The 23,834-nt window shown below is 63.9% G+C and carries 28 protein-coding genes; 25 read left to right on the plus strand and 3 right to left on the minus strand.

The genetic code is table 11. The features are described 5' to 3' along the window. Positions 1 to 171 precede the first annotated feature (171 nt). From DBIPINDM_RS22395 to DBIPINDM_RS22415, 5 genes are all read left to right on the plus strand, one after another. On the plus strand, positions 172 to 492 hold the full coding sequence (locus tag DBIPINDM_RS22395; RefSeq protein ID WP_258581279.1) for a hypothetical protein: 321 nt from the start codon (positions 172 to 174) through the stop codon (positions 490 to 492). Continuing rightward, the gene (locus tag DBIPINDM_RS22400) at positions 489 to 3,608 is read left to right on the plus strand and encodes a hypothetical protein (protein ID WP_258581280.1); all 3,120 of its coding nucleotides are present in this window, start codon (positions 489 to 491) and stop codon (positions 3,606 to 3,608) included. Before DBIPINDM_RS22395 ends, DBIPINDM_RS22400 begins: the two co-directional genes overlap by 4 nt. A gap of 158 nt (positions 3,609 to 3,766) precedes the next feature. Further along, entirely contained in the window at positions 3,767 to 4,414 is a 648-nt protein-coding gene (locus DBIPINDM_RS22405; protein ID WP_258581281.1) for a hypothetical protein, read from the plus strand. Continuing rightward, the gene (locus DBIPINDM_RS22410; protein WP_258581282.1) at positions 4,411 to 5,703 is read left to right on the plus strand and encodes a hypothetical protein; all 1,293 of its coding nucleotides are present in this window, start codon (positions 4,411 to 4,413) and stop codon (positions 5,701 to 5,703) included. Before DBIPINDM_RS22405 ends, DBIPINDM_RS22410 begins: the two co-directional genes overlap by 4 nt. Then, positions 5,703 to 6,128 carry an ASCH domain-containing protein gene (locus DBIPINDM_RS22415; protein ID WP_258581283.1) on the plus strand — a complete coding sequence of 142 codons (426 nt, stop codon included), beginning with the start codon at positions 5,703 to 5,705 and terminating at the stop codon, positions 6,126 to 6,128. Before DBIPINDM_RS22410 ends, DBIPINDM_RS22415 begins: the two co-directional genes overlap by 1 nt. Positions 6,129 to 6,259: 131 nt before the next feature. On the opposite strand, the gene DBIPINDM_RS22420 is transcribed toward DBIPINDM_RS22415, so the two are convergent. Beyond that, complete coding sequence (locus tag DBIPINDM_RS22420; RefSeq protein ID WP_258581284.1) at positions 6,260 to 6,916, minus strand: abortive infection system antitoxin AbiGi family protein; 657 nt, start codon at positions 6,914 to 6,916, stop codon at positions 6,260 to 6,262. A gap of 265 nt (positions 6,917 to 7,181) precedes the next feature. On the opposite strand from DBIPINDM_RS22420, the gene DBIPINDM_RS22425 reads away from it, so the two are divergent. Beyond that, positions 7,182 to 8,024: a DUF932 domain-containing protein gene (locus tag DBIPINDM_RS22425; RefSeq protein WP_258581285.1), complete on the plus strand. Its 843-nt coding sequence runs from the start codon at positions 7,182 to 7,184 to the stop codon at positions 8,022 to 8,024. Between the two features lie 178 nt (positions 8,025 to 8,202). On the opposite strand, the gene DBIPINDM_RS22430 is transcribed toward DBIPINDM_RS22425, so the two are convergent. Continuing rightward, complete coding sequence (locus DBIPINDM_RS22430) at positions 8,203 to 8,439, minus strand: helix-turn-helix domain-containing protein (RefSeq protein ID WP_258581286.1); 237 nt, start codon at positions 8,437 to 8,439, stop codon at positions 8,203 to 8,205. Positions 8,440 to 8,648: 209 nt separating this feature from the next. On the opposite strand from DBIPINDM_RS22430, the gene DBIPINDM_RS22435 reads away from it, so the two are divergent. From DBIPINDM_RS22435 to DBIPINDM_RS22510, 16 genes are all read left to right on the plus strand, one after another. Next, the gene (locus DBIPINDM_RS22435) at positions 8,649 to 8,912 is read left to right on the plus strand and encodes a DUF2285 domain-containing protein (protein WP_258581287.1); all 264 of its coding nucleotides are present in this window, start codon (positions 8,649 to 8,651) and stop codon (positions 8,910 to 8,912) included. Between the two features lie 154 nt (positions 8,913 to 9,066). Next, positions 9,067 to 9,282: a transcriptional regulator domain-containing protein gene (locus DBIPINDM_RS22440; protein ID WP_258581288.1), complete on the plus strand. Its 216-nt coding sequence runs from the start codon at positions 9,067 to 9,069 to the stop codon at positions 9,280 to 9,282. Beyond that, on the plus strand, positions 9,224 to 9,853 hold the full coding sequence (locus tag DBIPINDM_RS22445) for a DUF2285 domain-containing protein (RefSeq protein ID WP_258581289.1): 630 nt from the start codon (positions 9,224 to 9,226) through the stop codon (positions 9,851 to 9,853). The genes DBIPINDM_RS22440 and DBIPINDM_RS22445 overlap by 59 nt, the downstream gene beginning before the upstream one ends. A 213-nt stretch (positions 9,854 to 10,066) precedes the next feature. After that, positions 10,067 to 10,351 (plus strand): helix-turn-helix transcriptional regulator, encoded by a 285-nt coding sequence (locus DBIPINDM_RS22450; RefSeq protein WP_258581290.1) that lies wholly within the window; start codon positions 10,067 to 10,069, stop codon positions 10,349 to 10,351. Positions 10,352 to 10,360: 9 nt separating this feature from the next. Further along, positions 10,361 to 11,533, plus strand: coding sequence for a replication initiator protein A (locus DBIPINDM_RS22455; protein ID WP_258581291.1), 1,173 nt, complete (start codon positions 10,361 to 10,363; stop codon positions 11,531 to 11,533). After that, positions 11,530 to 12,168: a ParA family partition ATPase gene (gene parA / locus DBIPINDM_RS22460; protein ID WP_258581292.1), complete on the plus strand. Its 639-nt coding sequence runs from the start codon at positions 11,530 to 11,532 to the stop codon at positions 12,166 to 12,168. The genes DBIPINDM_RS22455 and parA overlap by 4 nt, the downstream gene beginning before the upstream one ends. Then, on the plus strand, positions 12,165 to 12,407 hold the full coding sequence (locus tag DBIPINDM_RS22465; protein ID WP_258581293.1) for a hypothetical protein: 243 nt from the start codon (positions 12,165 to 12,167) through the stop codon (positions 12,405 to 12,407). The genes parA and DBIPINDM_RS22465 overlap by 4 nt, the downstream gene beginning before the upstream one ends. Then, on the plus strand, positions 12,404 to 12,925 hold the full coding sequence (locus DBIPINDM_RS22470) for a DUF2840 domain-containing protein (RefSeq protein WP_258581294.1): 522 nt from the start codon (positions 12,404 to 12,406) through the stop codon (positions 12,923 to 12,925). Before DBIPINDM_RS22465 ends, DBIPINDM_RS22470 begins: the two co-directional genes overlap by 4 nt. After that, positions 12,922 to 13,467, plus strand: coding sequence for a S26 family signal peptidase (locus tag DBIPINDM_RS22475; protein WP_258581295.1), 546 nt, complete (start codon positions 12,922 to 12,924; stop codon positions 13,465 to 13,467). Before DBIPINDM_RS22470 ends, DBIPINDM_RS22475 begins: the two co-directional genes overlap by 4 nt. Before the next feature lie 69 nt (positions 13,468 to 13,536). Continuing rightward, complete coding sequence (locus DBIPINDM_RS22480; protein WP_258581296.1) at positions 13,537 to 13,884, plus strand: DUF736 domain-containing protein; 348 nt, start codon at positions 13,537 to 13,539, stop codon at positions 13,882 to 13,884. A gap of 181 nt (positions 13,885 to 14,065) precedes the next feature. Further along, complete coding sequence (locus DBIPINDM_RS22485; protein WP_416361701.1) at positions 14,066 to 14,818, plus strand: lytic transglycosylase domain-containing protein; 753 nt, start codon at positions 14,066 to 14,068, stop codon at positions 14,816 to 14,818. Then, positions 14,815 to 15,189: a hypothetical protein gene (locus DBIPINDM_RS22490; RefSeq protein ID WP_258581298.1), complete on the plus strand. Its 375-nt coding sequence runs from the start codon at positions 14,815 to 14,817 to the stop codon at positions 15,187 to 15,189. The genes DBIPINDM_RS22485 and DBIPINDM_RS22490 overlap by 4 nt, the downstream gene beginning before the upstream one ends. Then, a complete protein-coding gene (locus DBIPINDM_RS22495; RefSeq protein ID WP_258581299.1) occupies positions 15,173 to 16,912 on the plus strand; it encodes a relaxase/mobilization nuclease domain-containing protein in 1,740 nt (579 codons plus the stop codon). The genes DBIPINDM_RS22490 and DBIPINDM_RS22495 overlap by 17 nt, the downstream gene beginning before the upstream one ends. Positions 16,913 to 16,952: 40 nt before the next feature. Next, the gene (locus DBIPINDM_RS22500) at positions 16,953 to 18,938 is read left to right on the plus strand and encodes a conjugal transfer protein TraG (RefSeq protein WP_258581300.1); all 1,986 of its coding nucleotides are present in this window, start codon (positions 16,953 to 16,955) and stop codon (positions 18,936 to 18,938) included. A 7-nt stretch (positions 18,939 to 18,945) separates the two neighbouring features. Next, the gene (locus tag DBIPINDM_RS22505) at positions 18,946 to 19,392 is read left to right on the plus strand and encodes a CopG family transcriptional regulator (protein WP_258589313.1); all 447 of its coding nucleotides are present in this window, start codon (positions 18,946 to 18,948) and stop codon (positions 19,390 to 19,392) included. Positions 19,393 to 19,588: 196 nt separating this feature from the next. Further along, on the plus strand, positions 19,589 to 21,235 hold the full coding sequence (locus DBIPINDM_RS22510) for a DUF4403 family protein (protein ID WP_258581301.1): 1,647 nt from the start codon (positions 19,589 to 19,591) through the stop codon (positions 21,233 to 21,235). 20 nt (positions 21,236 to 21,255) lie between these two features. Here DBIPINDM_RS22510 and DBIPINDM_RS22515 read toward each other — a convergent pair whose 3' ends face one another. Continuing rightward, positions 21,256 to 21,729: a hypothetical protein gene (locus tag DBIPINDM_RS22515; protein WP_258581302.1), complete on the minus strand. Its 474-nt coding sequence runs from the start codon at positions 21,727 to 21,729 to the stop codon at positions 21,256 to 21,258. A gap of 546 nt (positions 21,730 to 22,275) precedes the next feature. Between DBIPINDM_RS22515 and trbB the strand changes: the two genes are divergently transcribed. From trbB to DBIPINDM_RS22530, 3 genes are read left to right on the plus strand one after another with little or no spacing between them, the layout of a single operon-like run. Next, the gene (gene trbB / locus DBIPINDM_RS22520) at positions 22,276 to 23,226 is read left to right on the plus strand and encodes a P-type conjugative transfer ATPase TrbB (RefSeq protein ID WP_258581303.1); all 951 of its coding nucleotides are present in this window, start codon (positions 22,276 to 22,278) and stop codon (positions 23,224 to 23,226) included. Then, entirely contained in the window at positions 23,223 to 23,555 is a 333-nt protein-coding gene (locus DBIPINDM_RS22525; protein ID WP_258581304.1) for a TrbC/VirB2 family protein, read from the plus strand. The genes trbB and DBIPINDM_RS22525 overlap by 4 nt, the downstream gene beginning before the upstream one ends. Then, positions 23,555 to 23,830: a VirB3 family type IV secretion system protein gene (locus DBIPINDM_RS22530; RefSeq protein ID WP_258581305.1), complete on the plus strand. Its 276-nt coding sequence runs from the start codon at positions 23,555 to 23,557 to the stop codon at positions 23,828 to 23,830. The genes DBIPINDM_RS22525 and DBIPINDM_RS22530 overlap by 1 nt, the downstream gene beginning before the upstream one ends. Positions 23,831 to 23,834 lie beyond the last annotated feature (4 nt).

A 23,834-nucleotide genomic window follows, 5' to 3' on the forward strand; every position in this document is an offset into this window, starting at 1 on the left:
GTCAGCCGATAGCAGCTCCCTTCGCGCGCGAGCCCGGGCAGGCGACGGCCAATAGCCAAGCCATGAGCGAAGGACAGAGCATCGGCTCCACGAGGTATGGATCGGGCCAGTGTGCGTCCAATAGTCAACGCGCCTTTGCTATAGTATAAGAACATATCTGCGGGGGATCATATGGACATTTTGTGGGCAGCACTGCTGGGTGCCCTTGGGGGCGTTCTCCCAGATTTCATCAAGGTAATTCGCAAGCGATTCGAGAAAATGCCGACTTATCTCGGCCGCCGGTTTTATTGGTTGAACGTGGCGTCCCTGGCGGTCATGGGTGCGATCGCTTCGGCGATAGGTCATCCCAGCAGCATTCACGAAGCCCTAGCCTATGGCGCTGGCGCGCTCGCGCTGCTCACCCAGGCCTTCGGCCAGAACGACGAACAGCATCTCGGCGACGCGGAGCAGGTGAACCCGATTCGGCAGATTCGGGCCTGGTGGGGTTCTTGAAAGTTGCCGAGGTTTCCTGTTCATCCCGTTGGCTTCGTCCCGTCGTTCAGCTGAAGGGCGCGGGACAGGATCGGGAGATCGCGCTTGGCGGATTGCGGCTTCCATTTTTCGATCGCCCGTTCGACCTGTGGTCCCGCGATTCGAGAACGTCATTCCGATCCGCGTTCAGAACGGATGCTATCGCTGCCGCGCTCGACGAACGAATGTTTGAGGATCGCGAACCTCTGGTGCTGCGGATCGGATCAGGCGACGAGGCCAGGGTGCCATGGGAGGCCTTTCAGGCCGAGATCAATCCGCTTAACCGCCACAAGCTGGCACCTCTGCGCACCGTCGATCAGGACCGGAATTTCAGTTTCAGTGCAGTACCCTCTCGGATGCGGGTTCTGGCACTTGTCGGACATCCTGGGGCCGAACGCGCCTTTGATCCTCAGGCAGCTCAGGATTTTCTTGCCGGGACACTGAGTGCCGCGCGAGCGGCGAGCGGTCGGATCGAGCGCTTCGAATTGGCGCAGCTTCGCGGTGACAGTCTCGACGTCGTCGTTGCCCGCGCCGAAGCACTGCAACCCAACGTCGTGATCTATTTCGGACATGGACGCCGCGTGGCCGGGCCCGAGGTGCGGACAGCGGCGGCTGAGAATGGCTGGCTGGCCGTTTCCGCGCTTGCGCAGACGTTGTTCGCAGTTCCGGAAACCGCGCCGCCGTTCTGGATTTTCTGGGCGTGCTCGCTTGGCGAGGATGAAAACCAGCCGTCGCAGCAGGTTGATGGAAGTGCCGCGCTAAGCACGCTGAGCCAAAGTGGCGGCATTGCCGTCCTCGCGATGCGATCGCGAATCCGAGTGCGCGCAGCTCGCCCGATGCTCGAGGCACTTCTCGGCTCCTTCGCGTCAGGAGAGCCGCTGGAAGTCGCTGCAGCGGTTTGTCGCGCGGCCGCGCTCAATACCGATGTAATCAGCGATGGCCGAATGGACTACGCAGCGCCGGCCGTCTGGTCGTTGAGCGAACCCGTTGACGCCATCAGCTGGGGCGACGAGCCAGCATTTCCGGCATCCTGGGTGGCTGTCCGTCTGTTGTCCGATGGCAATGAACTTCCCGCACTGGGGAACGGGCTGGCTCCGGTCGATGAAGCTTCATCCGCGCTTGCACAGACGTGGAACCGTCCTGGCCGATATTTTGCAACGACCGGCAGCATTGGAATTGACGCGGGGTCCCGCTCTCGGTTGCTCTCGGTCGGCGCGGCTATCCGTCGCGACACGGGCCGGCCGGTCGTCCCGATCCTCCCGCGCGCCGGGGCAACCTTCGATCAACGGCTACGACTGTGGGCTGAGGATGCCGTCCGGCAGCTTGATCCACGGCACCATGATTGCGAAATCGCGTATGCCATCGGTGCTGTGCGCGACACGGGCTTGAATGGGCTTGTCCGGCTTCTCGCAATTCCGGATATTGTCCTGCTGCTGGGAGACGTTCCCGACACGCCGATCGCCTGGGACGTGCTTGTGGGCGCAGCGCCGGGCAGCTCGATCGTCGTTGCCGGATCGGCTCCACCCGACGCGGCCAGGGGATGGGCGATGGATCAGCTGATGTCGAACTCGGCGCGTGACCAAGTCGAAGCCATTGCCCGCGCTGAACCGCTGGGGTCCGCGATCCTGAGCGTATCCGAGCGTGCGCTGGCGATGCACAAAGTGGCGCAAGTGGCCGGTGTCGACGCAGGTCGCATCGATCAGCTCGATCCGTTCTGCGTCCGTGTCGCTGGCCAACGCGTGCTGACCGAAACGGCGCGACGCCGCATGCTTGAGTGCCTGCCGCCCGAGACGATCGCGGCAGGCCGCCGATCCTGCATCACGCTGCTGCTGGACCAGCCGGTCGCGCACGATTTCGGTGCGCTGATAGAAGTGGTTCGCCATTATGTCGCGCTCGATGAGGGGATCGCAGGCGCCGAAGCGGTAAACGCCGCATGGCTCGTCGCTGGTGCCGGCTGGACCGTCTCAGATCGCTCAAGGCTGTTCGACGCTGCGGCGCGAAGCCGGATACTGCTGGACAGCCTGCATGATGCACCCCTCCTCGCTATCGTCGAGGCGGCCATCCTCCTGCAGAACCTCGGGCTCGCGCGTACGATCCTCGATCGCCGCCATTTTCGCGAGCCCGGAGATCGGGCGCGCAAACATGCGATGCTGTCGGAATGCTTCAAGGCAGATGTGGCCCGCCCCGGAGCGCAGGCGGAGATGCGGCGCCAGGCCGAGGCAGCGGTGACCAATGCGCAGGCGGCCGTCGATGGGGGTGTTCCCGGCGCGGTGGTTGAGTTGCTGCAATACCGGCTCAACCTTGCGCGCATTTCCCAGTATTTCGACCATAACTACGAAGGCGCACTGGCGAACTACGAGGCGATCCGCGACGAAATCCGGCCCTCGGCTTATGAGGACCCGGTGCGCGCTCATCTCTTCGCCGCCGCCTGCCGAAATGCCGCCGAATGCATTCTCGATCCCGCACCGCGCCCCATCGATGGTGCCACGCGTGACCGCGCCGAGGCGCTTGTTCAAGAGGGGCTTGAAGCAGCCAGAGCTCGCGGCCTGACCGAGGTCGAGATGGAGCTCAGCTACACCCGCACCCGCATCGCGGAAGCTGCCGGCGACGATCAAACGGCTGCGGGCTTACTCACCGACCTCTCGAACGGTCGGGCCGTCCGCCGCTATCCGCTGCTAGCGGCCATCGCTGCCGAAAGGCTTGCTTGGAATGCCGTGCGCACCGGTCGCCGCAACTTCACCTGGGAAGATCAGCGCGCGCGTCTGCGGTCGCTCAGCCTGTTCGACCACGCATGGGCGCAGCGTGTTGTGATGAACGGTCGTATCCGCGGCGCTCGATGCCTTGCGGCAAGAAGCGCTGCGGATCGAAAAGTCGCTTTGGCTCTACTCGAAGAGAATTGGGCCGACATTCAACGATTGCCGGGGCTGACGGGCTACGACGATGCATGCCGCGTGGCGGAAACCGCCGCAGGCCTCGATGTCCTGGCCGGAGCGGATGAGAAGACATGGGCCGCCTTCCTGGCGTCCCCGCAGGCCGCAAGGGTGCCCGATCCATGGAAACGGCAAGGCGCGGCGGAGATATGGGAGGGAAGAGGTTAAATGGGAACCGGGGGTTTGGCGGAGGGAGCGGTTCGCTCGGCGGGGGGAGCGCGGGATCGTCCGGTTCGGGCCCTTCGCGAGGCACGGGAGGCGAAGGATCGTCCGGTTCGGGCGGATCTCTGCTGCGGGCGATCACGCATCTGCGCGACATCGCGCGGATGCTGACCGCGGATGGTGACCAGGCTCGACTGACGCGCGAAATCAATGCGCTGCTGCGCGAGAGAGGGCGCGCCAGCTTCATGGCGGGGCTACTCGCCGACCCCTTTGCGACCACGCTGCTCGACCGCCTGCTTCAACTCAGCGGCAGGGTTCAAACGGAAAGCTGGTCGGATATTCTCGACAGTGCCGACGTCGCGAAGGGTCCGGGATCGATTACGGCCTATTGCGACATGGTGATCGAGGAAGCGCTACAGGAGCACGGCGACGCCGTTGATGAAAGGCACATCGACCGCGCGGGGCTGGCGCTGCGCTCCTTTCTGGCAACGTCCCTGGCGGGTGATGACCTAGTCGTCGCCGAGCAAGGAGATGCTGCGGCCGTCGACGCAGCCATGGATCGGACCCGCCTCGCAAACGAGGGCGCCATTCGCCGCGGTTTCCTCGGACAAGTCATCGCCAAGAGCATCGCCGGCGAGTCCTGCATCGATCTCGGAGCATCGGCACCTTCGGTCGAGCGCGCCGCCGATACGATCGCTGCCGCCATCCAACAGCGCTTTGATGAGAAATTCGTCCGCAAAGGCAAGGCCGATGTCTCCGACTTCCTTCGGACGGTTGGCGCCAACTACGCAAAACTGGTGACCGGCCAATGAGCGCGCCCGCAGCCATTCCCGCTCGCGTCGAGATCACGAAGGCGCCGCGGCCGGAGACACATGTGCTCGACCTGGATTTGGCCGACATCGAATGGCACGACGCGGCAGGTCTCGGACCAAACGGCCTTGACCGCCGCGCGCTCGACCTCCTCGAGATCGCGCGCCTCGTCGGGGAGGTCGAACGCTACATTCCCAAGCGCATCTCCAGCCAGCGCGTGCGATCCGTCAAAGTGCAGATGTCGGTGCGCGAGCCCTCTGCATGGACGCCGAAAAGCCTCGCCGCGCTCAAGGCAATCTTGCGGCTGCTGGGCAACGCGGAGTGGACGTTCGGATTCTCGGAGCGAAAAAGGGACAGCGCGCTCGACCGTCTTTCCATGGATGGGGCGCAGCCGGACCACGTTTCGAACGTCGCCTTGTTCTCGGCCGGCCTGGACAGCACCAGCGGCCTCGATTGGCTGGTCCGCAACGGGACCGACGCGGCGCTTGCGTCCTTCTACGGGTCGAAGGCGAAGCAGACCCAATTGGCGGGCCAGTTCGAATTCAAGCGCCATGTCCAGATGGGGTGCACCTGGGCCAACGGACGGCGCCGAATCGGCGGGCAGTTTCAATATCGCTCTTTCCTGTTCCTCGCGCTTGGCGCGATGGTCGCGCGATCCTACAGAGCCTCGACTCTGCTGCAATTTGAAAATGGCCCGCTGGCGATCGCGATGCCGCCGGCAGCGACCTACCGGATGACCCGGCATGCCCATCCAATGCTGCAAACGCTGGCGAGCGAGTTGTTCTCGAACCTGTTCGGCGAGCCTTTGTCAGTTCAAAATCCGTTTCTCTCGCTGACCAAGCGCGAAGCCGCTAATGCCATGAAGTCACATCTCGGCGCCGAACGGTTCGAGAAAACAATTCTGGGTACGGAGACCTGCTGGAACCTCGCATCGCGTCAGGTGCTTGGTGCAATCACCAAGCGCATCGGTCAACCCTGTGGACTTTGCATTCCTTGCGTCGTTCGCCGGACCGCGTTGCCGGGGTCTGACGTCGCCCATGCGGTCGACCTCACATCGAGAAAGGACCCGCACTTTGCCGATGCTGATGCGCGCATCCATGTCGACGCCTATCTGGCATGGGCACGCAAGCTCACGGCATCCTCCTATGGACCCGAGCGCTTCGCATTCGAGGCGCCGCAGATCGTGCGCGAAGCGGTTGCGCATTCGGATGGTAAGCTGACGATGAGCGCGATTTTTGAGATCGAGCGGCGATTTGCCCATGAGCTGATCCAGACGTTCCCGGTGCCGTGATGACGAACACCATTCTTCCGCACTCGCTTGTCGCTCTCAGCATCAAACAGCCCTGGGCGGAACTGATCCTCCTCGGGCGCAAGACGATTGAAGTGCGAAGTTGGTCGACCGACTTCCGCGGGTTGCTTGCCTTGCATACCGGCAAGAAACCCGCACCGGAGGCGTCGGCCCGCTTCCCTGACATCGACGCGAGTTACCTGGGAGGGTTCGTCGGCGTGGCCGAACTCGTGAACGTTGAACCCTTCACACAGGTGAGCTGGAGCCGCCTCCGAACGGCGCATCTGGTCCCAGGCCCGATGCCCGGCGAGGCGTTTGGCTGGCATTTCCGGAACGCCCGTCGGTTGACAAGGTCGATCAGCGCGAGTGGAAGTCTTGGGCTATTTCCTGTTCCAGCGGGAATAAAGCAATCCATGGAAATTTCGTAACCGGCTATTTCTTGGACGGGGAGCCTGCGACACAATGAAGGCCTGAGTAGCGAGACATTTGCCGAATGTCTTCGACGAGATGGGCGCTGCTTCTCCATATGCATGCGTGGCAACATTCCTTCCCGAATCGTCTACGGCATCAGAATGCTCTTGATCTTGTCCAGACCCCAGTATGGATCGATGAATGGGCACTTGTAATTCGGGCCAAGATTCTCCCGTTCGGCATCGTCGAAGAAGCTCCGGGCTGCTCCATGCAAATTTTCAGGGATGATTAGAAAGGCTGGATCGGCCGCCTTGAAATCGAGATCGCCGACATGCCGCCATTCTCGCTCCCACTCGAAGAAGTAAGACGATTTCCCATACACGCCGGGCTGATCTACAAACGGTGCAATTTGCCAGATGGGATCGTCTGGCTTTCCAGCTGCGCCGTCAGCCAGATTGCGCAGGACTGTGGCATGCGTCGTGCCCTGATAGGCGTACATGATGGGCCCGCCATTCTGCTCGACGATGAACTCCTTCTTGAAAACTATCCCATACGGGCCACGCTTGTCGGCGAGACGCCTTATCTGGTGAAGCGGGATCTCACTGAAACACACGCATCTAGGCGCTGCGAGGTACTTCTTGCCGATGCCAAAGGGATTCCGTGCTTCCAGTCTGCGGCTGGAGAGAATCGACATTGAGTTTTGGTATTCAGACTTTCCGTTTGCAGCCTTTGTGAAGTGGACCACGAACGGCGACATGTCGTCCCAGGCGGGCTGCGTTTCTCCAACCAGTTTTTGCGCCACCATTTTCCCCCCGGCTTAGGCGACCGTAACGTCGCAAGTTTCAGCAATCTATCGATCACGGCATCTAAGGGCTCTGCCCCCGCGCGGCGCAAGGGTTCGCTGACGCTCGCCCGGGGCGGTTTCCCCAACCTTCCGCGGCTTCGCCTTGTGCAGGCCGGGAGATACCCCTCCGCCCCGATCGCCCTTGCCCCTTGCTACCCCGGTCTCGCCGACGGGCAGGGTTGCAGCGCAGCGCTGCGCTCCAACCCAAGCCAAAAGGATCAGGACCATGCATTACACTCTCGCCACTCGGTTCGGCCGCAATTCTCACCAGATCGGTGGGCGCGAAGCCCTCGACAACGAAGCCCTTTGCCGTCACGTCCCGTCGATCTTCGCCCGCGAGGCGCATGGCAGCCGTTCCGAGCGCTACGTCTATGTCCCCACCATCGAGATCGTGGAGGGATTACGCCGGGAGGGATGGTTCCCATTCTTTGCCGTGCAGGCGGTCCCGCGCGACGGCAGCCGCCACGGCCACGCCAAGCACATGCTGCGCCTGCGTCGGGACGATGGTATTGGCAAGCCGGAGGCGGCGGAAGTCATCATCGTGAACAGCCATGACGGAAGCTCGGCTTACCAGATGTTTGCCGGCGTCCTGCGTTTCGTCTGCACCAACAGCATGATTGCGGGCGAGCGGTTCGAGGAAGTCCGCGTTCCCCACAAGGGCGGCATTCAGGATCAGATCATCGAGGGGGTCTATACGGTCGCGGAGGATTTTCCACGCCTGATCGAAGCCACCGAGACGATGAAGGACACCCGGCTTTCGGAAGGCGAACAGCGCGTCTTGGCCGAGGCGAGCCTTGTCGCCCGCTATGGCGAGGAGGAAAGCCCGGTTCGCCCGGACCAGATCATCGCGCCGCGCCGCCGCGAGGATGTCGGGCAAAGCCTCTGGCAGACCTTCAACGTCATTCAGGAAAATCTCATTCGCGGCGGTCTTTCCGGACGGCGCCAGACCGCCGATGGCCGTATCCGCCGCAGCCAGACCCGCGCCATCAACGGCATCGACCAGAATGTCGGTCTCAATCGCGCCCTGTGGACGCTGGCAGAGGGCATGCAGCGCCTGAAAGCGGCCTGATCCTCGCAAAGCCGTGGAGCCGACAATCCGGCTCTACGGCTTTGCGCTTTTCAGCAGGGCCACATTTCAGATTTCGCGCCGATCCGCATTTGCGGATCGGCGGGCTTCTGCCGTACAGAAATACGGCCGCTCGCCGGGCGCCGCCCGGCTCGCGAAAGCACGTCATTCACAATTGGATTTACGACGATTCGGACGGTGCCCTCGGTGCCGACTGCTGGATCAGATCAGCCGCATCAACATGGAGCGCCTCCGCGATCCGTCCTAGCACCGACACGCTCGCCGACACATCGGCACGTTCGATCGCGCCGACATAACGGGCGCTCAATCCTGCGCTCTCGGCCAACTCTTCCTGCGTCAGTTTTTTTGCATGACGGACCCGACGCAGGTTGATCGCCATGACATCCTTGAGATCCATGGCGGCAGAGGAGCCCCCATCGGAACCATCGTTCCAGGAACGATGGTTCCGATTCGTACAAGCCCATGATATAGGTGGACCTCGCCAGTCTCCGTCTTATTCCTGCCGGCAGCATGCGCGATGCGCCCGGCGCATCAGCGGATCGCGTGAAATCGGTCCAAATATTGCGGTGGACTAAACGCATTCGTTAGACTTGGTCGGGGCCAAAGATGACCATGCCCGCCTTCCAGGACCGCCCGCCGCTGACCGAGCGGGTGAACGCCTATGACGAGCGTCACCTGCCGACCTATGTTCGGCTGCTGATGGCCGAGGAGGAGGGCGCGGACTGGCGCGAAGTGGTTTTGGTCCTCTTCGGGCTCGACCCGACGCGCGAGCCCGACCGCGCCAAAATCGTCCATGACAGCCATCTGGCCCGTGCCCACTGGATGACCGAGACCGGTTATCGCCATTTGCTCGAACCGCGGATGCATTAGCGGTCCGGCGCCGGCCTAGCATATCAAATCGATCCAGCCTGTCGCACGGGTAGCTGTCGCGCGTGATGCAACCTGAAGGTCTAGGCACAACCGGAGATTTCAGGATCGTGGGCGCTTTCCCCTGCCGAACGAGGGGAACAGCCCAGGAGGCACAATGCCTATATCAGACTGGCAGTCGCTGGACACGATCGAACAACTGAAGCGTCTCGACCGTCCTGGCTTCGCTGCCGAGCTTCTTCGCCGGAACGCCGCCTATCGCCGCGACTATGCCCACACGCTGCGCAAGATTGCCCAAGGCGGAATCGATCCGGATGAAGCCCGGTCGAACCTCGCCCACCGCTGGGGGTTGCGATTTTTTCTACGATCCTGACACCCCGGCCGCCCACGAACCCGTCTTCTGGCTTCCCGAGCATTCGCCGGGCACGCTGATCTTGACGTCGGCCCCGGCCGGGTTCGATCTCGGCGTCGCATTCGATCCCGCGGCCCTCGGTCCGGTCCTGGCCGAACGCGCGGACGCCAACGGCCGTGAGCTGGTGATCCGCGACACCTCAGGCGAAGTGCACATCTGGCTGTTGGATGAAGGTGCTGCCCGTCATCCGTCCGTGATCCTGCCGCGCGATGGCGCCTTCAGGCTGCGCCTTGATCTCGCCTCGCGATTCGTCCGCCGCCTTCTTGGCCAGCGGGTCGGCCTGTTGCCGCCCAAGCTGCGGCTCACCGATTTCCAGAGACATCGCTATATCCAGCTCTTGCGGGCCGCCGATCTTGCCGAGGAAGGCGGCGGGCCTCGCGACGTTGCCGCCCAAATATTCAGGTCCCAACAGGCCGAGCTGCCGGCGATAGAATTCAAGGACTCGGCCGCTCGCAAACAGGCTGAGCGCCTGATCAAGCAGGCGCTCGTACTGGTAGACCGTGGATATTTGAAGCTCCTGCGCGGCGGTTGACACGCCCTCCATCCCCAACTGACGCGCCCCCTTACTGCGTCTCGCCTTGCTATCCCCCTCCAGCACCCGCCCGCCCACGCCCGCCCACGCCAACGGGTGGACACGCATTCGCGAAAATCTTTGTCCACCCCCTGCGCCTGGTTTCTCCGCCACGGTGATCTCGACACGCCGCGCTTTCCCCAGCGGCGCCCTCAACGGACACGGAGGACTACCATGCGCGACAGACTGGCGGAGCTTGCCGCTCGCTATCTCAGAACCCACGAGGCGGCTCGTCTTCTCGGCATCTCGCCGCGCACGCTCGAAAAATATCGCTGCCATGGCACCGGCCCGACTTTCCGCAAGCTCGGCGGTCGCGTCGTCTATGCAATTGACGATCTCGAGGCCTGGGCCGATCAGGCGGCCTGCCGTTCGACCTCCGATCCGCACTACAACGAGGCCCGCGCTGCCGGGCGTACTGAGGCCGGTGGCCGTGTCGCCACCGCCCACCTGCATCGCTGAGGCAGCGCCATGTCGCGTCGTCGCCTCATCACGCCCAGCGAGCGCAGCAAGCTCGATCCGTTCGTCGTTGCGACTGGCGACGCATCCCCGCGCGATCAACGCGATCTCATGGAACGGCCGTTCTTCTCGCTGGCCAAGGCCAAGCGCACCACGCCGATCCTTTACGAAGCCGGCGGCACGCGCGTCGAGGTCTTCGCTGTTGCCGAGCATGGCATGGCGACCATCTGGGACGCCGACGTGCTGATCTGGGCCGCGAGCCAGATCGTCGAAGCCGAGAATCTCGGCCTTCGAACATCCCGTTTCCTGCGCTTCACGCCATATCAGCTCCTGATGGCTGTCGGACGCCAGACTGGCGCCCGCGACTACAAGCTCTTGAAGGGTGCGCTGACGCGCCTGCAATCGACCGCCATCCGCACCACCATCCGCAACGGCGAGCATTGGCGCCGCCAACAGTTCTCCTGGATCAACGAATGGGAGGAATGCACGACGCTCGACGGCCGCGTCGAGGGCATGGAATTCGTGCTGCCCGACTGGTTCTATCGCGGCGTCATTGATCGCTCGCTGGTTCTGACCATCGACCCCGCCTATTTCCGGCTGACGGGCGGGATCGAGCGCTGGCTCTACCGCGTCGCTCGCAAGCATGCCGGTCGCCAGAAGCGGGGCTGGCTCTTCGACATCCCGCATCTGCACGAGAAGTCCGGCAGCCTGGTCCGCGTTTCGGATTTCGCGCTCCAGATCAGGCGCATTGCCGCCCGCCAGCCGCTGCCGGGCTATCGCCTCCAGATCGAGTACGAGGGGCGCCGCGAGTTCCTGCGCATCCTGCCCGCAAACTTTTCCACAGCCCCTGTGGATCGTGCTGTGGAAACACTCGGGATTTCGCACGCAAACCATATCGGGATTTCGCACGCAGCCCTATCGGGACTTCGCACGCACGGATCGCAACTAACCCTTTGGCCGGAGACGGTAATTCCGGCTCTTAACTTAGAGTCTAATAGAGAATCTAACTTTTGTAGTGGCGCGCGCGATGTGGAAAATCTTGCCGAAATGCGTCAACGCGAGGCCGCAGCCAACAAAGAGGACGGTACACCCGATACGTCTTTCCGTAAATCCGGGTTTACGGCTGACAATACTGCCCGAGCACCGCACCTGCCCTTCGGCAAAAAGCCAGGAGGGGCGAAGTGATCGTCGCGCTCCTCAATCAAAAAGGTGGTGTCGGCAAGACGACGCTCGCCTTGCATCTCGCCGGTGAATGGGCGGTGCAGGGATGCCGCGTCTCCCTGATCGACGCGGATCCGCAAGGTTCTGCGCTCGATTGGTCGCAGCAGCGCGCGCGGGAGGGGCTGCCAAGGCGCTTCGGTGTCATCGGCCTGGCGCGAGACACGCTCCACCGCGAGGCCCCGGAGCTGGCCCGCGATCGCGATCATGTCGTCATCGACGGGCCGCCGCGCGTCGCCGGCCTGATGCGCTCGGCTCTGCTCGCCGCCGACCTTGTGCTGATCCCGGTGCAGCCATCGCCGTTCGACGGCTGGGCCTCGGCCGAGATCCTGTCGCTCCTTCAGGAGGCGCGCATCTATCGCCCGCAACTTGTCGCTCGCTTCGTGTTGAACCGCTGTGCCGCGCGCACCGTCATCGCCCGCGCGACGGCCGAGACGCTTGCCGATCACGATCCGCCGGTGCTCAGCGCCACCATCGGCCAGCGCGTCGCTTTCGCGGACGCCGCGCAATCCGGCCGCCTGGTTTCCGAACTCGACGATGGCAGTCCCGCCGCCAGGGAGATCACCGCACTCTGCACCGAGGTCGGGAGGATCGCGCCATGAACAAGCGCGGTTTCGCCTCGCGTCCCGTCGACCCCGAACGCTGGATCAAGGCGCCCGACAGGCGGTCCACAGGCGCCGACGATACCGCTGCCTTCACCGCCCGACTGACCATCGACATCACGCCGGAGCTGCGCAGCCGCATCAAGATCGTGGCGTTCCGGCGCGGTGTCACCGTCGCCGACATGCTGCGCGACCTGTTCGCCCGCGAATTCCCCACCGATCCCGGAGACCCGTCATGAACAACAGCGAGCCGCAAACCCCGTTGCCCGTCGTGCCGCCCACCCATCGGGGCACCATGACCCTGACCCATGTCGAGCTGACCTGGATCGAGAAGAAGATCGAGTTCTGGTTGCGTTTCGGCCGCCGCGCCGAGGAGACGATTCTCGATCGTCGGCGCAGCATCGCCAGTTTTGTGCCGAACAGCATCTTCGCCTTCGTGCGCTGGGCGTCGAACGATTTCGGCACCGTGATTTCGCGCATGGACATCGTGCGCGCCGTCACCCCAGGCGAACGCCATCAAACGCTGCCCTTCGTGCGCCCCGGCGGCGAGATCCTGCTGCGGGTCGATGGCTGGCCCAAGGTCGAGCGGGTGTTGCAGTTCATCGACGCGATCGAGGCCCTCGGCGTCGATCCCGCCGACGCCGCGCCGGAATATTGGCGTCACCTCCACAACCGTCTCGCCGCCGGCCATGAACCCCGCACCTATACGCGCGAACAGCATGACGCCTGGCTGAAGCGCCGGAGGGTCGCGCCATGAGCCGCTTCGGCTACATCATGACGACGTACTTCGTCTTGCTCACGATAGGCGGCCTGGCCTTCGTCCATCCCGCACCACGGCTGATCTGGAACGCCACGGCCAGCACGCCGACCGGCCTCTATGCGCTGCGTCCGGTCGACCGGCTCCAGGCGATGGAGCTGGTCGCGTTCAAGCCGCCCGAGCCGGTCGCGAGTTTTCTGGCTGACGGCGGATTCCTGCCCAGGGACGTGCCGCTGTTGAAGCACGTCATGGCGCTGCCCGGACAGACCGTTTGCCGGACCGGCGACGCTGTCATGGTCGACGGTATCGCGGTGGGCGAGGCGCGCGACCGCGATCATCTCGGCCGCCCGCTGCCAAGCTGGAGCGGCTGCCGGACGCTTCGCCCAAGCGAAATCTTCCTGATGAACCCGAGCGTGCCGGACAGCCTCGATGGCCGCTATTTCGGCCCGCTTCCGACCAGCTCGATCCTCGCCCGCGCTATCCCGCTGCTCACCGATGAGGACGGCGACGGGCGCTTCACCTGGCGCGCCCGAACGCGATGACGGACGCGGCCTGCGTCGTGCGGAACGCACGTCGTCCCCATCCATCGCATCACATGAGGAGTTTTTGTCATGACACAAATCGGTCAATTCACACGCGGCAAGTCCGGCTATTCCGGCCGCATCCAGACGCTCTCGTTCGACGCCGAGTTGATGCTTATTCCTGCGGAGCACAGCGACGCCGAAAACGCGCCGGACTATCGCGTCCATCTCGGTGGCGGGGACGGACCGGCGATTGGCCCAGAGATCGGAGCTGCGTGGAAGCGCACAGGCGAGAAGGCCGGCGACTATGTCTCCCTCCAGCTTGACGATCCGGCGCTGACGCAGCCGATCCGTGCCAACCTGTTCCAGTCCAGCGACGACGAATTCGCCTGGGTGCTGAACTGGAACCGGCCGCCCAAGCGCAGCGAGCGGGACTGATGCGATGCAGGGTCCCGTCACGCGCGCTGGCGACAAGGCGTACAAAAGCTCCCCTTTGTTCGCGGGAAAGCCGTCTCATCCCTCCGTCCCGCTCGATGTTCCATCGGCCGTCGCGCGCAGCGGCGGTCAAGGGCGGCCGCAGGGCGGCGCACCGCGCGCACCCTTGACGGACGCGAGCACGATGGCTCGCTCGCGTCCTGGCGGAGACACAGCGAGCCCCCGTTTCGCCACTCTTCTGCTTGCGAGCCTGCTTGCGGTCGGCGCGCCATCGCCGGCGATGCCCGCCCAGGCCGGGCCTGCGCAACGCCAGCCGGCGAGCGATCCCTATGCGCCCCATGTGGCGGAAGCCGCGCGGCGCTTCGGCATCCCGTCCGCCTGGATTCGCGCTGTCATGCGCGCCGAGAGCCGCGGCGACCGGCGCGCGGTCTCGCGCAAAGGCGCGATGGGGCTGATGCAGATCATGCCCGAGACCTGGGCGGAGCTACGCACTCGCTATGGCCTCGCCCGCGATCCCTTCGATGCGCACGACAACATCCTGGCGGGTGCCGCATATCTGCGCGACATGCACGACCGCTACGGCTTTCCTGGCTGCCTTGCGGCCTACAATGCCGGTCCTGGCCGCTACGAGGAGTATCGCGACCGGCATCGACCGCTGCCGGCGGAAACCATTGCCTATGTGGCGGCAATTGCCCCTTTTGTTGGTGGCGGGCCGGCCATTGGACCTGTCCTCGTGGCAACGTCCAATCGCTCATCCTGGACGCAGGCGCCGCTCTTCGCCGCGCGCGCTGACGGCCCGCCGACTGTCGATCATGCGCGGTTCGATCGTGCGCCGCGCGACGCGTCGACGGCAGCTTCGGTGCGCGACCTGTCCGCCATCGCGCCGCAATCCGACGGCCTGTTCGTCGCCCGCTGGGCATCGGGACGGTCGCAATGAGCGCGCGCCGTCTCCTTCAGTGTGAAGCCGATTGCCGTGCTGCTGTCGGCATCAATGCGCCCGAAATCTCGACCTTCGTCGCGCAATGGCTGCTCGCCAACGCATTCCGGCGGGAATTCGTGCTCAGGCGTGCATTGGCGCAGATCAGCGAAGCAGAGACTGCGGACAGGGGAGACGAGCAGGCACCGACCGAAGGAGGGCCAGATAAAAGGCCGCAATGTGCGGCTCGGGCGGTCGGTTGTTTTTGCTTCTGTTTTTCACTGATCCGGCAATGTGCGGCATCGGCGCGCAATGTGCGCCTCCCCATCATCCTATTGCCCAGACTTCTCTTTTCCAACATTTCCGAGGCCGGTGATGGCCGAGGAGAATGACTTTCAGCCTCGCCCGGGCCGCATCCGCTCCGCCCGCGCCCAGCGCGCAAAACCCTTCATCGCCCAGGCGCTCGCAGCCGCCCAGCGGGCCGGCGGCGGCATCTCGCGACAGGGCATGCTCAGAAGCGGGAAGCGCTCGACGTTCGGGCGCGGCCGCGTCGCCAGCGTGCGGGCCAACCGCCTGCTGACTGGCCGCTCGCGTCTGGTCACGATCAAGACGCGCGTCGTCCGGCACACAGCACGCTTGGCGCCGCTTGCCGCCCATCTCGGTTATCTCCGCCGCGAGGGCGTCACGAGGGATGGGGAGAAGGCGCGCCTGTTCGGCCCCGAGACCGAGGACGCAGATCCCAAGGCGTTAGCGGAGCGATGCCAGGGCGACCGGCATCATTTCCGCTTCATCGTCTCACCCGAGGATGCCGCCGAGCTGTCCGACATCAAGGGCTACGCCCGCGAACTGGTCGGGCAAATGGAGAAGGACCTCGGGACGAAACTCGACTGGGTCGCCGTCGACCATTGGAATACCCAGCATCCGCACGTCCACATCATCGTCCGCGGCATCGCCGGGGACGGTCAGGACCTCGTCATCGCGCGCGACTATATCAAGGAGGGGATGCGCGCCCGCGCTCAGGAGCTGGTTACGCAGGAGTTGGGGCCACGCACCGATCTCCAAATCCGCCAAGCCCTTGAACGCCAGGTCGAGCAGGAACGTTGGACCCAGCTCGATCGTCAGCTTTCCCGCGATGCTGATAGGCACGGCATCATCGACATGGCGCCGCATGCAGATCGCCAACCCGACGAATTCCACACCCTGAAGGTCGGGCGGCTGCGCCGGTTGGAGGCGCTCGGCCTCGCGCATCAGCTTGGGCCTGGCCAATGGATAATGGACGACGCGGCCGAGACCACGCTGCGCGAGCTCGGCGAGCGCGGCGACATCATCAAGCGCATCCACCGGGGCTTGAAGGAGCGGGGGATCGAGCGCGGCACTGCGTCCTATGTGCTCGCCAGCGAGAGCCTCGACGATCCCGTCATCGGCCGCCTGGTCGATCGCGGCCTCGATGACGAGCTCAAGGGCACGGCCTATGCCGTGGTCGACGGCGTCGACGGCCGCACGCATCACATCAAGCTGCCTGACATTGATGCCGCAGGCGACAGCACGCCGGGCTCGATCGTCGAGCTGCGCAAGTTCGATGATGCACGGGGTCAGCGGCGCGTGGCGATGGCGGTGCGTTCCGATCTCGACATCTCCGCCCAGGTCACCGCGACGGGCGCCACCTGGCTCGACCGGCAAGCGATCGCGCGGGAACCGGCGGCGATCGGCCAAGGCGGCTTCGGCGCGGAGGTACGCGATGCGATGGACCGTCGCGCCGAGGAACTGATCCGGCAGGGCCTCGCCGCACGGCAGGCGCGTGGCATCACCTTCGCGCGCAACCTCATCACCACGCTCCGCGACCGCGAAGTGGCGGCACTCGGCGAGCGGCTGGCGGCCGAGACGGGGCGTTCCTTCAACCGATCCGCCCCCGGCGAATATGTCGCCGGCACCTATCAGCGACGCGTGACGCTCGCCTCCGGCCGCTTCGCCATGCTCGACGACGGCCTCGGCTTCCAGCTCGTGCCCTGGTCGCCCTCGCTGGAAAAACAACTCGGCCGCCATGTCTCCGGCATCGCCCGCGATGACGGCGGTATCGACTGGAGCTTTGGCCGCAAGCGGGGCCTCGGCCTGTGAACCAATCCGATCCCTCACATCTATCCAGAAAGGACCTGTTATGTCCGCCACCAAAATCCTCTGGGGCCAGCTCATCACCGTCTTGCTGGTCGTGCTCATGACGATGTGGACGGCAACCGAATGGACGGCCTGGCGCCTCGGCTTCCAGCCCGAGCTTGGGCGTCCCTGGTTCGAGATCTTCCATTTCCCGATCTATCTGCCGCCGGCTTTCTTTGCCTGGTGGTACGGCTACGACGCCTACGCCCCACACATCTTCGTCGAAGGCGGCTATATCGCCGCCTCCGGCGGCCTGATCTCCGTCGCCGTCGCGATCGGCATGTCGGTCTGGCGGGCGCGTGAGGCCAAGAACGTCGAGACCTATGGCTCTGCCCGCTGGGCGCAGCCCCGGGAGGTCAGGGCGGCCGGTCTGCTCGGACCCGATGGCGTCGTGCTTGGCCGACTCGACCGCGAGTATCTGCGCCATGACGGACCGGAACATGTGCTGTGCTTCGCCCCGACGCGGAGCGGCAAGGGCGTCGGATTGGTCGTGCCGTCACTGCTGACCTGGCCGGGTTCGGCGATCGTGCATGACATCAAGGGGGAGAACTGGCAGCTCACCGCTGGCTTGCGCGCAACGCATGGCCGGGTGCTGCTGTTTGATCCGACCAATGCGAAATCATCCGCCTACAATCCGCTGCTCGAGGTCCGCCGCGGCGAATGGGAAGTCCGCGACGTCCAGAACATCGCCGACATCCTTGTCGATCCTGAAGGAAGCTTGGACAAGCGAAACCATTGGGAGAAGACCAGCCACGCGCTGCTGGTCGGCGCCATCCTGCACGTCCTCTATGCGGAGGCGGACAAAACGCTGGCCGGTGTCGCCGCCTTCCTCTCCGATCCAAAACGGCCAATCGAGTCGACTCTCGCTGCCATGATGAAGACGGCGCATTTGGGCGAAGCCGGCGTTCATCCTGTCGTCGCCTCAGCTGCGCGCGAACTGCTCAACAAATCCGACAATGAGCGATCCGGCGTGCTCTCCACCGCCATGTCGTTTCTCGGGCTCTATCGCGATCCGGTCGTGGCGGAAGTCACGCGGCGCTGCGACTGGCGGATCGCCGATATTGTTGGCGGCAAGCAGCCGGCGACGCTCTACCTCGTAGTGCCGCCCTCCGACATCAACCGGACAAAACCGCTCATCCGGCTGATCCTCAACCAGATCGGCCGACGCCTGACGGAGGACCTGCAGGCGAGGGGAGGGCGCCATCGGCTGCTCCTGATGCTCGACGAGTTTCCCGCGCTCGGCCGCCTCGACTTCTTCGAGAGCGCGCTCGCCTTCATGGCCGGCTATGGGCTCAAGAGCTTCCTGATCGCACAGAGCCTCAATCAGATCGAGAAGGCCTACGGCCCGAACAACTCGATCCTCGACAACTGCCATGTGCGCGTCAGCTTTGCGACCAACGATGAGCGCACCGCCAAACGTGTCTCCGATGCGCTCGGCACTGCGACCGAGATGAAGGCAATGAAGAACTATGCCGGGCACCGGCTCTCGCCCTGGCTTGGTCATCTGATGGTTTCGCGTTCGGAGACGGCGCGGCCGCTGCTCACCCCCGGCGAGATCATGCAGCTCCCGCCCACGGATGAGATCGTCATGGTCGCGGGCACCCCGCCGATCCGGGCGAAGAAGGCGCGCTATTACGAGGACGTGCGGTTTCAGGAGCGTGTGTTGCAGCCGCCGGCGCTGACCAGACCCGAGACCTCGCAGCCAGACGACTGGAGCGCCCGGCCACTGCCAGCGCGTCAACCGATCGCCGAGACGCCGCCGGCCGAACAGGCGCAAGACGACGATCCGACCGAGTCCGAGCGACGACGGCAGCCGGAACTCAGCAGGGCGAAGCCGATCGAGAAGAAGGAGCCGATCGACAACGAGTTCGCGCCCGATGCCGGCGACGACGCGGAGGACGATGCGGCCAGCATAGGTCGGATGAACCGCCTCGTACAAGGCGTCGCGCGGCAAGTCTCGCTCGACCCCGACGACGGCATGGAGCTGTGAGGCGATGATGACCACATCGAAGAAAAAATCGGCCGTCTCCGTCTATCTCGATCCCGATGTCATGAGGCGGTTGTCAGCCTATGCCGCCCGGCGCGAGCAACCGATGTCCCTGATCGCGGAAGCGGCCATCGCGTCCTTCCTGTCGCCCGATGCCGACGAGCGGCGCGAGGCCGCCATCGCCAAGCGCCTCGACCAGCAGGATCGGCGCCTGGCGCGTCTCGAGCGCGATGTCGGCATCGCCGTCGAGACGCTGGCGCTGTTCATCCGCTTCTGGCTCACCACAACGCCGCCGTTGCCCGAGCCCGCCGCCCAAGCGGCGCGGGCGAAGGCCGGCGCGCGGTATGACAATTTCATCGCGGCGCTCGGCCGCCGACTCAGTGAGGGGCCGAAGCTTCGGCAGGAGATTCCTGAGGACGTGCAGGGGTCGTCAACAGCGGACGATGAACCAAGGTGAACCACGTCGTAAGCCGCATCCGATTCAATTCCAATTTCGACGGGTGCGATAGTGCCCGTATCGAGGATTGTCATCACCTCGTCATTGTATCCCTCGACGATCGACGTCGACGGCCACATTCGTCGCTTCAAACGCTTGCCGGTCCGCCTGATTGCAAACACCAGGAATCGTATCCAATAAGTATGAGGGGTATGTCGTGCTCAAAGCCATTCGACCTTGTTTGCTAATCTGTGCCGCATGCTTTTCCCTGGCCGGCTGCAATGACGCGGCGCTCTTTCAAGCACCGCCACGCGGCGGAGATCCGGCGCCGCCACCTGCTGTATCGGACAGCGTCATCACGCTCGTCGCATCGCTCCCGTATGCTGCGCTTGCCCAGATTGCGGAAGCCAAAATTCCCCAGAACGTTCCTTTGGAAGGCGATGGCCATGTCGCCTGTATGGACGTGCCATACCTCAATGCCGGCCACGTCGGCTCGCATCAGGAGTGCGTTAATAAGCCCTACGTCGATTTTCGGGGTGTCGGAACAGAGAGAGTCTGTGTGAACGTTCCCGACATTACTGGCCCAAGCGTCGGCATGAAAAATCAATGTGCCGACTACCATTGGAATGCCGACGTCAGCAAAGACGGCCCCGTTCGGATCGGGAAGTCGGGAGCGGATATCCAGGTCGCGCAAAATATCCATATTACAGGCAAGGCCGGACTGGGTGGTGATCTCGCTGGAGCTCTGTCTCTGTCTGGCAAGAACTTCGACGCGCGGGTCGCGTCGGCCATGAACCTCAATGTCGGGCTCGACAATCGCTGGTGTCCGCTTGTCAAGGTCGCTCCCGTCGGACGATGGGTCGACAGTGCTTCCGTCGAAGTGGTCGGTCGAAACTGCGTCGGGATCGACCTTGGCCCACTTGGCCATCCGCAGATTTGCGCCGGCCCCGTCAATCTGGGCTTGGCCGATGTCCTGAACAGCGAGTTTGACAAGCATCGGGACGATATCCAACGCGCCGCGCAAGGCGCTCTATCCTGCGACATGGTCCGTGCGAAGGTCGGAGAGCAGTGGCACCCGTTCTCGATCAAGATCGACCGATCGGGACAGGCCCCCCTCTTTTTGAATATCGAACCGAAGACGGCCGGTTTCTCTGGACTCGTTGCCGGAGACAGCGCGAGCAAGATCGTCGTGCGTGTCGGCGTGAAGACAGTTCTGTCGCCGTCCGAAATGGCGAGCACGGCCGGGACCCTCCCCGAGCTCGACCCGGCCGCCGCCAATCAGGGCGGTCTCGACATCAATCTTCAGGCCGTCGCTCCTTATGATTTCCTGAAGAACGAGCTGGCGACCGCCATGAAAGGAAAGACCTTCAAGAAGGATACCGCGGCCGGCGTAATTGTAGTCCGCATCGACGATGTCGACCTCTATCCGAGCCAGGGTTCTCTCGCCGTTGGCCTGAAAATCGATGCGAAGCTGCCGGGACGATGGTTCGACACGACCGGATGGGTCTACTTGTCCGGAAAGCCGACGCCAGTTCAAAATGGCAAGGCGATTGCGATCGAAGACATCGGCTTCGCGACGGTCCTCGACAACGCATTCTGGTCGGCCGTCCAGAGTCTTTTCGAGACGGAAATTCTTTCGACTTTGAAAGGACACGCTCAGTTCGATCTCACCAACGAGATCGATCAAGCGGCTGCTCAAATCACGTCGGCCATTGCCAAAGCCGATGTGCCGGGACTCAAGATCACCGCTGGGCCGCCAGCGATCCAACTGAGGGGCGTCAATATCGCTAGCGACACATTGATCGTGACCACGAAGCTGAGCATGACTCTCGATACGGAGCTGACCGCTGCATTGGTCAAGTGACCGACACGGCAGGCGTCTAGCTACGTCGTCTCATTCGATGCGGTCGACGGTTTAGGCTTGCGCGATGAAAAAATGAAGAAGACCGCCCACGTCGCCATCCCGGTCGCTGCGAGCGGCAAGCAATAGAAGGCCAGTGGCGTCAAGGATCTCGGAAACAGTTCGACGCCGGACGTACAGGGAGCCTCACCGGCACCGGTCTTGCGAAGGCGCATTTGTTTGCCCTCCTTGGCGGTGGGTGCCCACAAAAGGGTCGTTTCTGAACCCTTGTAGAAATTCTGGGTATTCTGTTCGCAGATGTCGCCGGACTCTGCCTCGGCCATGCAGCGGACGATGCCTGCAAACGGCATGGCGACGAAGATCAACAGAACGCAGACCTGAAAGATTTTCGCTTCCCACGCAGCAGTGTCCAGCCCTTCGAGCCAGATGACCGGGATGCGCGAGTGCCATTGATTGCCATAGCGCCTCGCGTGCAAAAGCAGGGCAATCGTCGCCACGAGGAGCAATCCGCTCCCGACGATCGTCCCGAAATAACCGATGGCCGGATTGTTGTCGGCAGCGTTGCCACCCTTGTCGCCGAAGACGCGGCCCAGGAACTCCGAGCCACCCTGAAGCGCGATAATGCTCGTCGCCAGAAAGAGAACGCAGGCGACCGACAGCCACTTGCCACAGTTGGGTAAAATGCGTTTTGTTCATCCTTCACCTCCGATCGTTGCAATACACACGGCGTAAGACGCCCGTGTGATCGCTGCTTGGGCATTGCGAATCGCGATCTTTACGTGCTTGGAGCCTCATGGCTCGAGCGGCAAAATGTATCGACAGAACGCCCAGGCGAAACGTAAAGCCCGCCACCATTCCGCACCCAGCAAGTCTTTTTTCTCCGCGCTACGCCGGCCCCCTACGACGCCTAAAACCTTGTTGATCTGCCCCATTTATTGCCCTTTCTAATCATCCCTGTCGCCAATCGCATCGATTGGCCTTCGACGGGGACGATCGTGGCGGTTGCTCTTGCTTCTTCTGAAGCCTTTTCCCGCGGAGCGCGTATGTTGCGCACCGCGCTCGGACCGGCGATCGCGACCTTCCTCGAAGACCCTTCCATCGTCGAGGTGATGCTCAACCCCGACGGCCGACTTTGGATCGATCGGCTGTCGGGTGGCCTGGAGGATAGCGGCCGCGCCATGTCCGCTGCCGACGGCGAGCGGATCGTGCGCCTGGTCGCCCACCATGTCGGCGCTGAGGTGCATGCCGGTGCGCCGCGCGTCTCGGCCGAACTGCCCGAGACCGGAGAGCGGTTCGAAGGGCTTCTGCCGCCGGTGGTCGCGGCTCCGACTTTCGCGATCCGCAAGCCTGCCGTCGCGGTGTTCACGCTTGACGACTATGTCGCCGCCGGCGTCATGACCGCGGGCCAAGCGGCTGTGCTGCGCAATGCCGTCACCTCGCGCAAAAACATCCTGGTCGCCGGCGGCACCTCTACCGGCAAAACGACGCTGACCAACGCGCTGCTCGCCGAAATCGCCGAAAGCACCGACCGCGTGGTACTGATCGAGGATACGCGCGAGCTGCAATGCCGGGCGCCGAACCTGGTGGCGCTGCGCACCAAGGACGGCGTCGCCTCGCTGTCCGATCTCGTCCGCTCGTCGCTACGCCTGCGGCCCGATCGCATCCCGATTGGCGAGGTTCGAGGCGCAGAGGCTCTTGATCTGCTGAAGGCCTGGGGCACCGGCCATCCCGGCGGCATCGGCACCATCCATGCCGGCACCGCGCTCGGGGCCATCCGTCGCCTTGAGCAGCTCATCCAGGAAGCGGTCATCACCGTCCCGCGCGCGCTGATCGCCGAGACCATCGATTGCGTCGCCGTGCTCTCCGGCCGTGGGTCGGAGCGCCGCCTCGCTGAACTCGCCCTTGTCGCCGGGCTCGATCCCGCCACGGGCGACTACCGCGTTATCCCAGCCGCGGCGAGCGGCGAAACCATTCCCCAAGGAGACAGAGCATGATCCGATTCGCGCTGCGCATCCGTCGCCATATCGCGACGTTTTCCACCATCACCTTCGTCAGCATGACGCTGGCCTCGGCGGCTTACGCCTCGGGCTCCTCGATGCCCTGGGAGACGCCGCTCAACCAGATCCTGGAATCGGTGCAGGGCCCGGTCGCCAAGATTATTTCGGTCATCATCATCACCGTGACCGGCCTGACGCTCGCCTTCGGCGATACGTCAGGCGGCTTCCGCCGGCTGATCCAGATCGTCTTCGGCCTCTCGATCGCCTTCGCCGCATCGAGCTTCTTCCTGTCCTTCTTCAGCTTCTCGGGCGGGGCGTTGGTCTGATGGCGGGGATCATCGATCCGGATGTCCCGGGCTTCTTCGCCCCGGTCCATCGTGCACTGACGGACCCGATCCTGATGGGTGGGGCGCCACGCGCGGTCGCGATCGCGAATGGCACGCTCGCCGCCGCCATCGCCCTGGGGCTCCGGCTCTGGATACCCGGCGCGCTGATCTGGGCCGTCGGCCACGCCGCCGCCGTCTGGGCCGCAAAACGCGACCCGCAGTTCGTCGACGTGGTGCGCCGGCATCTGCGCTACCCGCCCTATCTCGGCGTGTGAGGCT

Source organism: Mesorhizobium sp. AR02 (genome assembly GCF_024746835.1).
Lineage (GTDB): Bacteria > Pseudomonadota > Alphaproteobacteria > Rhizobiales > Rhizobiaceae > Mesorhizobium.

Bases quoted from the DNA above. Each gene is read 5' to 3' on its own strand.
- DBIPINDM_RS22395 (WP_258581279.1), top strand. From the start codon at position 172: ATGGACATTTTGTGGGCAGCACTGCTGGGTGCCCTTGGGGGCGTTCTC.
- DBIPINDM_RS22405 (WP_258581281.1), top strand. From the start codon at position 3,767: ATGCTGACCGCGGATGGTGACCAGGCTCGACTGACGCGCGAAATCAAT.
- DBIPINDM_RS22410 (WP_258581282.1), top strand. From the start codon at position 4,411: ATGAGCGCGCCCGCAGCCATTCCCGCTCGCGTCGAGATCACGAAGGCG.
- DBIPINDM_RS22415 (WP_258581283.1), top strand. From the start codon at position 5,703: ATGACGAACACCATTCTTCCGCACTCGCTTGTCGCTCTCAGCATCAAA.
- DBIPINDM_RS22420 (WP_258581284.1), bottom strand. From the start codon at position 6,916: ATGGTGGCGCAAAAACTGGTTGGAGAAACGCAGCCCGCCTGGGACGAC.
- DBIPINDM_RS22425 (WP_258581285.1), top strand. From the start codon at position 7,182: ATGCATTACACTCTCGCCACTCGGTTCGGCCGCAATTCTCACCAGATC.
- DBIPINDM_RS22430 (WP_258581286.1), bottom strand. From the start codon at position 8,439: ATGGATCTCAAGGATGTCATGGCGATCAACCTGCGTCGGGTCCGTCAT.
- DBIPINDM_RS22435 (WP_258581287.1), top strand. From the start codon at position 8,649: ATGACCATGCCCGCCTTCCAGGACCGCCCGCCGCTGACCGAGCGGGTG.
- DBIPINDM_RS22440 (WP_258581288.1), top strand. From the start codon at position 9,067: ATGCCTATATCAGACTGGCAGTCGCTGGACACGATCGAACAACTGAAG.
- DBIPINDM_RS22445 (WP_258581289.1), top strand. From the start codon at position 9,224: ATGAAGCCCGGTCGAACCTCGCCCACCGCTGGGGGTTGCGATTTTTTC.
- DBIPINDM_RS22450 (WP_258581290.1), top strand. From the start codon at position 10,067: ATGCGCGACAGACTGGCGGAGCTTGCCGCTCGCTATCTCAGAACCCAC.
- DBIPINDM_RS22455 (WP_258581291.1), top strand. From the start codon at position 10,361: ATGTCGCGTCGTCGCCTCATCACGCCCAGCGAGCGCAGCAAGCTCGAT.
- DBIPINDM_RS22465 (WP_258581293.1), top strand. From the start codon at position 12,165: ATGAACAAGCGCGGTTTCGCCTCGCGTCCCGTCGACCCCGAACGCTGG.
- DBIPINDM_RS22470 (WP_258581294.1), top strand. From the start codon at position 12,404: ATGAACAACAGCGAGCCGCAAACCCCGTTGCCCGTCGTGCCGCCCACC.
- DBIPINDM_RS22475 (WP_258581295.1), top strand. From the start codon at position 12,922: ATGAGCCGCTTCGGCTACATCATGACGACGTACTTCGTCTTGCTCACG.
- DBIPINDM_RS22480 (WP_258581296.1), top strand. From the start codon at position 13,537: ATGACACAAATCGGTCAATTCACACGCGGCAAGTCCGGCTATTCCGGC.
- DBIPINDM_RS22485 (WP_416361701.1), top strand. From the start codon at position 14,066: ATGGCTCGCTCGCGTCCTGGCGGAGACACAGCGAGCCCCCGTTTCGCC.
- DBIPINDM_RS22490 (WP_258581298.1), top strand. From the start codon at position 14,815: ATGAGCGCGCGCCGTCTCCTTCAGTGTGAAGCCGATTGCCGTGCTGCT.
- DBIPINDM_RS22495 (WP_258581299.1), top strand. From the start codon at position 15,173: ATGGCCGAGGAGAATGACTTTCAGCCTCGCCCGGGCCGCATCCGCTCC.
- DBIPINDM_RS22500 (WP_258581300.1), top strand. From the start codon at position 16,953: ATGTCCGCCACCAAAATCCTCTGGGGCCAGCTCATCACCGTCTTGCTG.
- DBIPINDM_RS22505 (WP_258589313.1), top strand. From the start codon at position 18,946: ATGACCACATCGAAGAAAAAATCGGCCGTCTCCGTCTATCTCGATCCC.
- trbB (WP_258581303.1), top strand. From the start codon at position 22,276: ATGTTGCGCACCGCGCTCGGACCGGCGATCGCGACCTTCCTCGAAGAC.
- DBIPINDM_RS22525 (WP_258581304.1), top strand. From the start codon at position 23,223: ATGATCCGATTCGCGCTGCGCATCCGTCGCCATATCGCGACGTTTTCC.
- DBIPINDM_RS22530 (WP_258581305.1), top strand. From the start codon at position 23,555: ATGGCGGGGATCATCGATCCGGATGTCCCGGGCTTCTTCGCCCCGGTC.